Genomic DNA, 12,054 nt, shown 5'->3' on the forward strand with positions numbered 1-12,054 from the left:
CGGATGCGCGCAGACGCACGACATCCGGAAAAAAGAACGGCCCGCGACGCGGGCGCCACGGGCCGATTCTATCGCTACGCCCGTGGCCCCGCCGTGCAGCGACGGCGGGACGCGCGGGTCACTGCACCTGGATGCGGCGCGGCGTGGTTTCGGGCTTCTTGGGAATGTCGATCTGCAGCACGCCGTGCCTGCCGCTGGCGGTGATGCCGTCGGGATTGGCGCTGTCCGGCAGCGAGAAGCGGCGGTAGAAGGTGCCGTAGACGCGCTCGACGCGGGAGAAGCGCGTGCCTTCGTCCTTCTTCTCCGCGGCACGCTCGCCGCGCAGGGTCAGGATGCCCTTGTCCATGTGGATCTCGATGTCCTTGGGGTCCACGCCGGGAATGTCGGCCAGGATCACGAAGCGGTCGCCGTCTTCACGGATGTCCACGCGCGGCGCCCACTGGCTGGTCACCACGTTGGACTGGTCGGCGTCGGCTTCGCCCAGGAAGCGGTCGAAGACCTGCTTGATCTCGTCCTGCAGGCCACGGGCGTTGCCCCAGGGGTTGTACTGCACGATGCTCATGTCGATGTCTCCTCGGGAAGTGGCGCCGGCCACGCCGGCCGCCTGTGCCCGGGAAAGTAGGCGCGACGCCCGGGCTTTCAAGGCCGTCACGGCCCCGCCACGGGTGCGCGCTACACTGCATTCAGTTTCCGTCCACACAAGGCAATCCCATGAGCATCCAGGTTGGCGAGCGCGTCCCCGAAGTCACTCTCAAGCGTATCCGCGAAGGCGTCGAAACGGTGGATACCACCACCCTGTTCGACGGCCGCAAGGCGGTGCTGTTCGCCGTGCCGGGCGCCTTCACCCCGACCTGCTCGGAGAAGCACCTGCCCAGCTATGTGCAGCACTTCGACGACTTCCGCAGCCGCGGCATCGAGGTGTTCTGCGTGTCGGTCAACGACCCGTTCGTCATGCAGGCCTGGGGCAAGACCCAGCACGTGCCGGACGGCCTGCAGATGCTGGCCGATGGCAACGCCGACTTCGCGAAGGCGCTGGGCCTGGAGATGGACGCCAGCGCCTACGGCATGGGCATCCGCGCCAAGCGTTTCGCGCTGTACGTCGAAGACGGCGTGGTGAAGAACGTGTTCGTCGAAGCCCCGGGCGAGTACAAGGTCTCCGGCGCGGAGCATGTGCTGGAACAGATCAGCTGAGTCCACGCGTCCCGCACCCGCTTCCTTGTAGGAGCGCCCTCGGGCGCGATGCCTTGCTGTATCGCATGAACAAGCATCGCGGGCAGGCCCGCTCCTGCGACGCCGCGCGGGTATTTGAGCGCCCTACCGCAGCACGGTGAACCGCACTCGCGCCCAGGCACCGCTGTCGGCGAGTGCGGTGAGCTGGTGCTCACCCGGCTCGGTGAAATCCTGCTGGAACGCCTGCGCGCCGCGCGTCTCCGCGATCCAGCGACCGTCCAGCAGCCACTGCACGCGCGCGTCGGTGCCGAGCGCGCGCAGTTGCAGGCGCACGCCATGCTCGCTGCCGGGTGCGCGGGCCAGCGTGGCGAGATCGTTGAGGCCGTCAATGCGCAGCTCCTCGGCGGCGTCGCGGCCATCGGGCTGGCAGTCCGGCGACAGCGGCGGCAGCCGCGACGCTATCCGCTCACGCGCGGGCAGCCACGGAGAGGCCAGTGCGGGCCAGCGCGCGATCTCGGTGCCGCGCGCCTCATGCGCCCGTGCGCATTCGCCTGACAGGCGCAGGCCGGTGCGGGCATCCACCTCGAAGCGTTCGCGCCCCGCATTCCACAGGCGCGCGTCGCGCTCGGCGAAGGTCGGCGGCACGTTGCCGCCCAGCGTCCACGCCTCGCGCCGGCGCTGACAGAGCTGCGGCGACTCGGCGTCTGCCTGTGTGCCCAGTGGCCAGCAGATCGCCTGCTCCGCGACATCGGCAGGCGGCGGCGCAGGACCGGCATCGCCCTGCGCGCGCGGCAGGCTGTCGATCACTTCGAACATCAACGGCAGCGCCGTGACGGCACCGTACTGGCCGGGCAAGGGCGTGCCGTCGGGGCGACCCACCCACACGCCGACCGTGTAGCGCCGCGTGCTGCCGAGCGCCCAGGCATCGCGGAAGCCGTAACTGGTGCCGGTCTTCCAGGCCACGCGCGGACGATGGCCGATATCCAGCACGCCACTGCCGTAGCCGGGGCGCGGATTCGCCTCCAGCACTTCGCGGATGATCCACGCCGCGCCGGGCGACAGCAGGCGCCGGTCGGACGTCGGCTCCTGCGCGGTGTAGCGCACGCGGCCCGACAGTCCGCCGCGGTTCAATCCGGCGTACGCCCCCACCAGATCCTCCAGCCGTGCACCGGTGCCGCCGAGGATCAGCGACAGGTTCGGTTGCGCACCGCGCGGATAGCGCAGCACCAGCCCGTTGTTCGCCAGTCGCGCAGAGAAGCGCGCCGGCCCGACGCGATCCAGCAGGTCCACCGCCGGCACATTGAGCGACAGGCGCAGCGCATCGGCGGCGCTGACCGGGCCGTTGAAGGCGGCGTCGAAGTTGCCGGGGCGGTAGCCGCCGAAGGACTGCGGTGCGTCGATCAGCAGGCTTTCCGAGTGGATCAGTCCATCGTCCAAGGCCAGCCCGTACAGGAACGGCTTCAGCGTCGAACCGGGCGAACGCCATGCCTGCACCATGTCCACGTGCCCGAGTCGCTCGCGATCGCCGAACGCCACCGAGCCGACATAGGCACGTGCCTCCATCGTGGCGTTGTCGACCACCAGCAGCGCGGCGGAGGTACGGGCGGGCAGCGTGGAGAAGTAACCCTGCACGCGCCCTTCCAGCGTACGCTGCAGACCGGCGTCGAGGGTGGAGGTGATGCGCGGCGCGCGTGGCTGTTGCCGGCGAAGGCGTTCGGCCAGCAGCGCGGCGCTCAAGGGTGCCTGCAGGCTGCGGGCGACGACGGGTTCGATGCGGGCATCGTCGACCTCGGCCTTCGACCAGACGCCGAGGTCGGCCATGCGCTGCAGCACCTTGTCGCGCGCCAGGCGCGCTGCATCGGGATGGCGGTCCGGACGCAGCCGGCTCGGTGATTGCGGCAGCACTGCCAGCAGCGCCGCTTCGGCATGCGAGAGCCGAGCCGCCGGTTTGCCGAGATAGGCCCAGCTCGCCGCATCCACGCCTTCGATGGTGCCGCCGAACGGCGCACGTTCCAGATACAGCGTCAGGATCTCGCGCTTGGACAGATGCACTTCGAGCTGCACCGCCCGCAGCATCTGCTTGGCCTTGCCCCACGGCGTGCGTGAATGCCGGTCCAGCATGCGCGCCACTTGCATGGTCAGCGTGGAACCGCCGGAGACCACGCGGCCGTGCTGCACGAACTGCCCGGCCGCACGCACCAGCGCCCAGGGATTGATGCCGGGATGTTGCCAGAACCAGCGGTCTTCGTAGCTCAGCAACGCCTGCAGGTAGAGCGGCGAGACCGTGTCGGGCGACGCGGGGTAACGCCACACGCCCTCACGATCGGCGAAGGCCCGGAGTGGCGTGCCGTCGCGCGCGACGACCAGGGTGCTGGTGTCGCGGGTCTTTGGCAGAGGGGGTGGGAAGACGAGATCCGCCACAAGCAGTGCGACGAGCACCACCACCGTCGACCATCGAAGGCGGGACAGCCAGCGACCTCTCCGAGCTTCGTCATTCCAGCGCATGCTGGAATCCACTTCGCGTTTGATCCGCTGTGTCATGGGCCATGGATGGCTGAAGATCAAGATGGATCCCGGCGTTCGCCGGGATGACGGCCGGGAGACCTTTTGCCCCTCCCATCCCGTCATTCCAGCGCATGCTGGAGGAGCTACTCAGCCGCCGCATGGCGGATCATCCATCCTGTTTTTGATCTGCTGAGTCAGGGGCCGTGTCTGCCTGAAGATCGAGATGGATCCCGGCATGCGCCGGGATGACGGCATCGGTCCTGGGTGTTATGGCTGCACCACCGTGATCGTCGCCGGCGACGCCCTGCCGACACCCCGGATGTCGGGACGGTACATGTCCTCCACCAGCGATGGCGGCACGCTGTACGTGCCGGGCGTGACCGCGCGCACCAGGTAGAACACCTTGGCGGTGCTGCCGCGTTCGAGTTTCAGCGCCGCGACATAGCGGTCGTCGCGGAACTCCTCGTGCTTGACGTCCGCCGCGCCGCCGCGGTCGCTGATCGAGATGCCATCGACCACCACCTCAGCCCACTGCTTGGCGTCGCCGAGGTTGAAGTTCTCGATCTCCAGCCCTGCCGGCAGCAGGTCGGTGAACAGCGCATCCGGCATCGCGACATTGGCGGTAATGCCCACGCGCACGATCAGCGCCTCGCCTTCCTTCAGCGTGCCACCCTTCCACTCCTTTCCGTCCGTGGTGTAGTAGCGGCGCTCGATGCCGATCTGGCGATCGTCCGGTGCCGGCGCGCTGCGTGGGATACCCGCCACATCCAGCGAGGCGTACAGCGGCGGCGAGCCCTCCGGCGTGAAGCGCGCGCCACGGGCCAGCGTCGCGTAGTCGATGCTGCGGCCGAACAGGCGCACCGGTGCCACGGTTTCCGCATCGCCGCCGATGCTCCACTGCCCGGACACCAGCTTCTTCTGGTCCACCATCAGCGCCTTGCCCAGCCGCGCCAGCGCCACCTGCTCCTGCGTGCTGAGCCACATCCAGCCACTGTTGCGGCGCGCATCCAGTTCGCGACCCAGCGAGATCGCGCGGCGGTCGTACTCCGGCTTGGCGAGCTTGCGCTCGTGCACCAGCGCGATCATCAGCGCATCGTCGCGCAGCCGGGTGCCGTAGTCGCCCAGATACTCCGGACGGTCACCGGTCTTGGCGAAGCCCTCGGCGATCGCCTTCGCACCGCGGTTCTTGTCGCCCTGCAATGTCAGCGCGATGCCCAGGTGCACCAGCGGCAGGCCGGTGAGCGTCTTGCCGCGCTCGTTGTCGTACAGCGCGCGCAACGTGCCCAGCGGCGCGCGGTTGACGCGTGCGAGCACGTAGCCGGCGTAGGCCTGGTTGGCGAACTTGAGGTGGTCACGCCGGTCGTAGCCGTAGAACTGCGCGCCGCCGGCCAGCAGGTCCTCGTTGAGACGGGTCAGCGCCTTCTGCAGCACGGCGTCCGGCACGGCGAAGCCGCCTTCGCGCGCATCCAGCAGGAACTCGGCGATGTACGGCGTCAGGCCGGGATTGACGTAGTCATCGTTGCCCCACATCGAGAAGTGGCCGTTGGCCACCTGCATCGACGCCAGCCGTCCGAACGCGCCCTCCATGCGTTCGCGACGCTTCTTCGCTTCCAGTCCGTCGATGCCCAGCAGCCTGGCCGTGGCATCGTCGAGTTCCAGCGCGGCATAGCCCTTGCTGGTGGTCTGCTCGGCGCAGCCGTACGGATACTCCAGCGCGCCCTTCAAGGCACTGGCGAACGGAATCGGCGGCAGCGCACTGACCGTCATGCGGGCGGTCGCCGAGCCCGGCATCAGTCCATCGGCGAAGCCCGCACCCATCTCCACTGGCACTAGGCTGTCCAGCACCTGCGTGCGCGAACGCAGCACTGCCGGCCAGCCCGCACGCACCGGTACGTCGTAGCGGCGGTCGACCTTGAAGCCGTTGCCTTCCACGCGCACGCGCACCTGCGCGGTGGTGTAGCCCTCGCCCGCGGTGATCGGGAACGTCAGCGTGCGCTTGGCATCGACCGCCAGGTCGGCGGCCTTGCTGCCTTCGGCGATGTTCAACGGACCTTCGCCGTTCACCAGCACCTTGAACGCGCCGGCCTTGCCGGTGAAGTTCTGCACGTCCAGCGTCACCGTGCTCCTGTCGCCCGGCGCCAGCACGCGCGGCAGGCTGGCTTCGGCCACGATCGGCGCGCGCACCACGGTCTCGCGGTCGCGGTTGCCGTAGCGCGTATCCGAATAGACCAGCGCCGAGACGCGCAGCGTGCCGTTGAAGTCCGGCACCTTGAGCGCGACGCGCGCATTGCCCTTGCCGTCGAGTTTCACCGCGCCGGAGAAGAGGTCCACCGTCTGCACGCGCGACGTCGGCCGCTTGGCCTGCGGCAGGGCCGCCAGCGCCATGTCGCCACCGAAGCGCATCCGCGCGCTGCCGCCTTCGAAGCTCTCGATCACGCGGCCGTAGATGTCGTAGGCATCCACGCCCAGCCGGCGCTGCGCGAAGAACTGCGTGTTCGCATCGGGCACCGGGAAGCGGGTGATGTTGAGGATGCCCACGTCCACCGCGGACACGGTGACGTGCGCCACCTGCCCGGCCAGTTCCGGCACGCTGACGGTGACCGGCAGGTTCTGCTCGGGACGCATCTGCTTCGGCACCGACAGGCCGACCGCCACGCGGCGGTCGCGACGGTCCATCGGCACGTGCGCCACGCCGACGGCACGCGCCGGCGTGATCTTGCTGGGCGCCGAGCCGCCGCGGAACACCAGCGCGGTGACGTAGACGTCGTGCCGTTCCCAGTCCTTGGTCACCGGGATGGAGAACGTGCTGCCCGGCTTGGCGTCGATCGCCTGCACGTACAGCATGCGGTCGCTCTCGACCATCAACAGGCCCTTGCCGGCATGCGGCGGCGTGACCGTGACCTTCAGCGTGTCGCCGGCCTTGTAGCCGGTCCGGTCCAGCGCCAGCTTGACCTTGTCCGGGCGCGCGTCGAGGCCACGGTTCTGGTCGTCCCAGCTCCATCCGGCGCGGAACGGATAGCGCGTGGTCAGGCCGGTGGCGGGATCGAACACGTCCAGCCGGTACTCGCCCCACTCCACCGGGAAGTCGATCTTCGACGCGCCGGTGCCGACGTCCAGCGTGCGCGTCTCCTTGTTCTCGAAGCGGCGGGTGAAGTCGTAATCCCAACCGCCGTCGTCGGAATGGTTCCAGTGGTAGTCGCGCAGCTCGCGCACCAGCGTGGCCTTCAGCCCCTTGCCCGGCTGCGGCTTGCCGGCGGCGTCCATGCGCACCACCTCGAAGCCGGCGTTGGCGTTGGCGTCAGCACCGTCCTTGTCGTCGAACAGGGGGCGGATGCCGACCAGTGCATCGGCCGGCCACAGCACGCGCTTGAGCGTGCGGTTGACCGTGCGCCCACCGGTCTCGTAGACGCTGCCGGACACGATGGCGGCGATCGGGCTGCGCGGCTTGGCTTCGGCCGGCAGCGCGATGTCCTGCTCCAGCACGCCGTTCTCGGCCAGCGTGGTGTCGACGACGTCCTTGGCTTCCTTGGGCAGTTCCATGGTCGGATCGCCGAAGAAATAGCCGGGCAACTGCTCCAGCGGATGCTGTTCCACCGCCACCGCCAGCTTGGCGGTGAAGCGGTTGCCGCTGGCCGGCGCGCCGTACAGGTAGGCGGCGGTCGCCTTGAGCTTCAGCGGCTGGCCCGGCTTGAGCACCGGCGCCGCGTCCAGGTCCAGCTTCATGCGCTCGGGCAGGAACTCCTCGATGCGCAGCGTCATGCCCTGCACCGCCTCCTTGCTGGCCGGGTCGGTACGGAACTCCACCTGCCAGCGTCCCGTCGGCGCTTCCACCGGGATCGCCTGCTCGAAGCTGAAATAACCCTGCGCACCCGGCTGCAGGCGCGTCTCGCGGAAGACCTTGCCGTCGGGCTGCTTCAGGCGCAGGAAGACGGGTTGGCCGCCGCCCTGCTTGGGGGCCGGCACCGGCTTGCCGTCGTTGTCGCGCAGCAGCGCGGAGATGCGCACGGTCTCGCCCGGGCGGTACAGGTCGCGCCCCGACCACGCGAACACGTCGAACCACGCCTGCTCGCGACCCGCCACGGCGAACTCGGACAGATCGAGCGCCGGCTGGTTGAACGGCAGCATCGACACGTCCTTGCCGCGCGTGGCGACCAGCACATGGGCGGCGTCCAGCGTGTAGTTCAGCAACGCATTGCCATTGCCGTCGGTCTTGCCAGCCAGGATGGCTTCGCCGCGGGCGTCCAGCACCTTCAGCTCGACGCCGCCGGTGGCCGATCCGTCCTGCAGCGAGGCGGTGTGGACGAACAGCTTGTCCTTGTACGCGCGCGTGTGCAGGCCGATGTCGCTGACCGTGAAGAAGGCGGTCTCGAACTCGCCGGCGAACTTGCCGGTGCGCTTCATCACCGCGAAGTACAGGCCCGGGTCCTGCAGCTCGCGGATGTCCTGGATCGGCAGGTAGGTCAGCACGCGCTCGTTGGGCTTGCCGCCCAGCACGAAGCGGTTGAGGTAGACGGGTTCGGCCAGCTTGCCCAGCGGCGTGCTGTCGCCGTAGTCGCTGTCCAGGTCCCAGCTGCCGCGGCGGCCGCCACGCTGGTACTCGGCAAAGAACTTGGGCAACTGCTTCTCGGTGACGCGCAGGAACTCCACGTCCACTTCCGGCACGTTGATCGACACCACCGGCAGGCCGCGGCTCTCGCGCGCCGGCAGCACGCTGCCCTGCGAGGCGAAGCCCACGGCCGGATCGAGTTCGCCGGTGTGCACCTTGCGCGTGTCGTCCTTGCCCAGGCGCGTGCCGTCGGCGGCGGACAGGCCGGCCTTCAGCGTGACCTCGTAGTCCTTGGCCGCTTCCACCGACGGGAAGCGCAGCACCAGGCCCTTGTCGTCCAGTACCCAACTGCCTTTCACCGCAGCGCCGTTGGCGTCCTTCACCACCAGCAACGCGTCGAAGTCCTGCGAACTGACCAGGGGGCGGCTGAATTCCAGCGCGATGGCGAGGTCGCCGTCATGCTGGTCGGGATAGGCACCGACCAGCGCGAAGCCGTCCACCGTGGCGGCCTGTGCCTTGATCGGCTCGCCGCTGGCCTCGGGCAGTTGCCCGGACTCGTTGCGCTTGCAGCCGGCCAGTGCCGCCGCTGCGAGCAGGCCAATAAAAAACGCGCGCATCCAGCGGCTGCGCGCGTTGTTGCTGTTCCCGTCTACCGATCCCATCTGCCATTCCCTGCCGTGGTCGTACCGGCAGTATAGAACGCAGCGATGAAGGCGGCGGGGTCATTCCCGCACGCCTTCGGTCAATCGGCGATCAGGCCTCCGGCGGCGTGTCGGTCGCTTCGGGCGTCGCGGCGACCACGCCGGGCACGCCCTCGATGCCCTCTTCGTCGTCCAGCGATGCGTCCAGGCGTTCCACCGCCTGCAGCGTCTCGCCCTCGGAGAGCCGGATCAGGGTCACGCCCTGGGTGTTGCGGCCGACCTGCGAGATTTCCGCCGCGCGGGTGCGCACCAGCGTGCCGCCGTCGGAGATCAGCAGCACCTCGTGGTGGTCGGACAGCTGGATCGCCCCCACCAGGCGACCATTGCGCTCGGTGGTCTTCAGCGCGATGACGCCGCGGGTGCCACGGCCCTTGCGCGGATAGTCGGCCACCGGGGTGCGCTTGCCATAGCCGCGCTCGCTGGCGGTCAGGATGTCGCCATCGCCGTCGACGACCACCAGGCTGACCACTTCCGAGCCCGACTCCACGATCGGTGCCGCGCTCTCGCCGTCCGCCATCTCGCCTTCGTCATGGTCGCCCTCGGCGTCCGCATCCGCGCCCTCGACCAGGCGCATGCCGCGCACGCCGGTGGCGGTACGGCCCATGGCGCGCACCAGCGCTTCGGAGAAGCGCACGGCACGGCCGTTGGAGGCGAACAGCATGATGTCGCGCTCGCCATCGGTCAGCGCCACGCCGACCAGGGCATCGCCCTCGTCCAGGTTGATCGCGATCTTGCCGCGCGCCAGCTTGAACGCGAACTCGGTGAGCGGCGTCTTCTTGACCGTGCCGTTCCTCGTGGCGAAGAAGACGTAGCGGCCTTCCTCATAGGCGCGCACCGGCACCACGGCCTGCACCTTCTCGCCGGGCTCCAGCGGGATCCAGTTGATGATCGGGCGGCCGCGCGCGTTGGAACCGGCCTCCGGCAGCTGGTACACCGGCAGCCAGAACACCTTGCCGCTGCTGGTGAACGTCAGCAGCGTGTCGTGCGTGTTGACCAGCCACAGCTGGTCGATGAAATCCTCTTCCTTCGTGGACGCCGCACTGCGGCCGCGGCCGCCACGCTTCTGCGCGCGGTAGGCGCTGGCGGGCTGGCGCTTCGCGTAACCGGCGTGCGACAGCGTGACCACCATGTCTTCCGGCGCGATCAGGTCGAGGATGTCGAGGTCTTCCTCGCTGTGGCGGATCTCGCTGCGGCGCTCGTCGCCGAACTCGGCCTTGACGTTCAGCAGCTCGTCGCGGATCACCTGCAGCAGCACGTCCGGGTTCTCGAGGATGCGGATCAGGCCGGCGATGGTTTCCAGCAGCTGGCGGTATTCCTCGGTCAGCTTTTCCTGCTCCAGGCCGGTCAGGCGGTGCAGGCGCATTTCCAGGATCTGCGTGGCCTGCGCCTCGCTCAGCTGGTAGCGGCCGTCGACGAAACCGATCGCGGCAGGCAGGTCTTCCGGACGCGAGGCCTCGGCGCCCGCGGCGGCGAGCAGCGAACCGACCAGGCCCGGCTCCCAGGTCTTGGCCAGCATGCGCTCGCGCGCTTCCTGCGGATTGGCCGAGGTCTTGATCAGCTCGATCATCTCGTCGATGTTGGCGAGCGCGACCGTCAGGCCTTCCAGGATGTGGGCGCGGTTGCGCGCCTTGCGCAGTTCGAAGATGGTCCGGCGGGTCACCACTTCGCGGCGGTGGCGCACGAAGGCTTCCAGCATCTGCTTCAGGTTGAGCAGCTGCGGACGGCCATCGACCAGCGCCACCATGTTGATGCCGAACACCGATTCCATCGGCGTCTGCAGGTACAGGTTGTTGAGGACGACCTCGGCCGATTCGCCGCGCTTGACCTCGATGTAGATGCGCATGCCGTCCTTGTCGGACTCGTCGCGCAGCTCGCTGATGCCCTCGAGCTTCTTTTCCTTCACCAGCTCGGCGATCTTCTCGATCAGCCGCGCCTTGTTCACCTGGTACGGGATCTCGGTGACGATGATCGACTCGCGGCCGTTGTCGTCGTTGACCTCGATGTCGGCCTTGGCGCGCATGCGCACGCGGCCACGGCCGGTGCGGTAGCCGGCGATGATGCCGGCGGTGCCGTTGATGATGCCGCCGGTGGGGAAATCCGGGCCGGGGATGTACTGCATCAGGCCGTCGACATCCAGTTCCGGATTGTCGATCAGCGCGATCAGGCCGTTGACCACTTCCGACAGGTTGTGCGGCGGGATGTTGGTGGCCATGCCCACCGCGATGCCGGCCGAACCGTTGACCAGCAGGTTCGGGAAGCGCGTCGGCAGGACCGTCGGCTCCTGTTCCTTCTCGTCGTAGTTGGGCTGGAAGTCGACGGTTTCCTTGTCGATGTCGGCCAGCAGCTCGTGGGTGAGACGGGCCATGCGCGCTTCGGTGTAACGCATGGCGGCGGCGGAATCGCCGTCGACCGAACCGAAGTTGCCCTGGCCGTCGACCAGCATGTAGCGCAGCGAGAACGGCTGCGCCATGCGCACCAGCGTGTCGTACACCGACTGGTCGCCGTGCGGGTGGTATTTACCGATCACGTCACCGACGATGCGGGCGGACTTCACGTGCGGCTTGTTGGCGTGGTTGCCCAGTTCGTTCATCGCGAACAGGACGCGCCGGTGGACAGGCTTCAGGCCGTCGCGGACATCCGGAAGCGCGCGCCCCACGATCACGCTCATCGCGTAATCGAGATAGCTGCGACGCATCTCGTCTTCAAGGTTGACGGGGATGATTTCCTTGGCGGTATCGGCCATTCGGGTTCCGTGTTCTCAGAGTGTTTCGGGCCTGGATCCGGGCCAAAGCTCGCCTGGCCGGGACAAGTCCGGCGGGGCAGGATCGGGCGGGGATTCCGGCGGGTTCTGCAGCGCGCCGAGTGTACCACAGACACCCTACCCGACGGGCCGTTTCACCTCGCGAAACAAGCACTTAAGGTCACGCATCGGCCGCGCCGCGCGGCCGCGCGTGACGTCTGCGCACACGCCTGCCGGACAGACACGAAAAAGCCCGGCCAAGGCCGGGCTTTTCGCTGGAACTGGTGGGCGGTACAAGTTTCGAACTTGTGACCCCTGCCGTGTGAAAGCAGTGCTCTACCGCTGAGCTAACCGCCCGAAATCATCGGGGCGCGAATGATAAGCGCGGACCG

Annotated in this window: 5 protein-coding genes and 1 tRNA gene; 1 reads left to right on the forward strand and 5 read right to left on the reverse strand. The window is 68.5% G+C overall.

All coding sequences use genetic code 11. From position 1 onward, the window contains the following. Window positions 1–118: 118 nt before the first annotated feature. Window positions 119–562 carry an Hsp20/alpha crystallin family protein gene (locus tag MMG85_RS07650; protein ID WP_055944230.1) on the reverse strand — a complete coding sequence of 148 codons (444 nt, stop codon included), beginning with the start codon at window positions 560–562 and terminating at the stop codon, window positions 119–121. A gap of 149 nt (window positions 563–711) precedes the next feature. Between MMG85_RS07650 and MMG85_RS07655 the strand changes: the two genes are divergently transcribed. After that, on the forward strand, window positions 712–1,191 hold the full coding sequence (locus tag MMG85_RS07655) for a peroxiredoxin (RefSeq protein WP_241045512.1): 480 nt from the start codon (window positions 712–714) through the stop codon (window positions 1,189–1,191). A 123-nt stretch (window positions 1,192–1,314) separates the two neighbouring features. On the opposite strand, the gene pbpC is transcribed toward MMG85_RS07655, so the two are convergent. The 4 genes from pbpC to MMG85_RS07675 all read right to left on the reverse strand — a co-directional run bounded on the left by pbpC (window position 1,315) and on the right by MMG85_RS07675 (window position 12,019). After that, window positions 1,315–3,675: a penicillin-binding protein 1C gene (gene pbpC, locus MMG85_RS07660; RefSeq protein ID WP_241045513.1), complete on the reverse strand. Its 2,361-nt coding sequence runs from the start codon at window positions 3,673–3,675 to the stop codon at window positions 1,315–1,317. A gap of 267 nt (window positions 3,676–3,942) precedes the next feature. Beyond that, entirely contained in the window at window positions 3,943–8,838 is a 4,896-nt protein-coding gene (locus MMG85_RS07665) for an alpha-2-macroglobulin (RefSeq protein ID WP_241045563.1), read from the reverse strand. Window positions 8,839–8,974: 136 nt separating this feature from the next. Next, window positions 8,975–11,665, reverse strand: coding sequence for a DNA gyrase subunit A (gene gyrA, locus MMG85_RS07670; protein ID WP_241045514.1), 2,691 nt, complete (start codon window positions 11,663–11,665; stop codon window positions 8,975–8,977). A gap of 279 nt (window positions 11,666–11,944) precedes the next feature. Further along, window positions 11,945–12,019, reverse strand: a tRNA-Val gene (locus MMG85_RS07675). Window positions 12,020–12,054 lie beyond the last annotated feature (35 nt).

The sequence above is a fragment of the Pseudoxanthomonas sp. LH2527 genome, from assembly GCF_022539275.1.
Classification (GTDB): Bacteria; Pseudomonadota; Gammaproteobacteria; order Xanthomonadales; family Xanthomonadaceae; genus Pseudoxanthomonas_A.

Excerpts from the sequence above, each read along its gene's own strand:
- MMG85_RS07650 (WP_055944230.1), bottom strand. The coding sequence starts at position 562 with ATGAGCATCGTGCAGTACAACCCCTGGGGCAACGCCCGTGGCCTGCAG.
- MMG85_RS07655 (WP_241045512.1), top strand. The coding sequence starts at position 712 with ATGAGCATCCAGGTTGGCGAGCGCGTCCCCGAAGTCACTCTCAAGCGT.
- pbpC (WP_241045513.1), bottom strand. The coding sequence starts at position 3,675 with ATGCGCTGGAATGACGAAGCTCGGAGAGGTCGCTGGCTGTCCCGCCTT.
- MMG85_RS07665 (WP_241045563.1), bottom strand. The coding sequence starts at position 8,838 with ATGCGCGCGTTTTTTATTGGCCTGCTCGCAGCGGCGGCACTGGCCGGC.
- gyrA (WP_241045514.1), bottom strand. The coding sequence starts at position 11,665 with ATGGCCGATACCGCCAAGGAAATCATCCCCGTCAACCTTGAAGACGAG.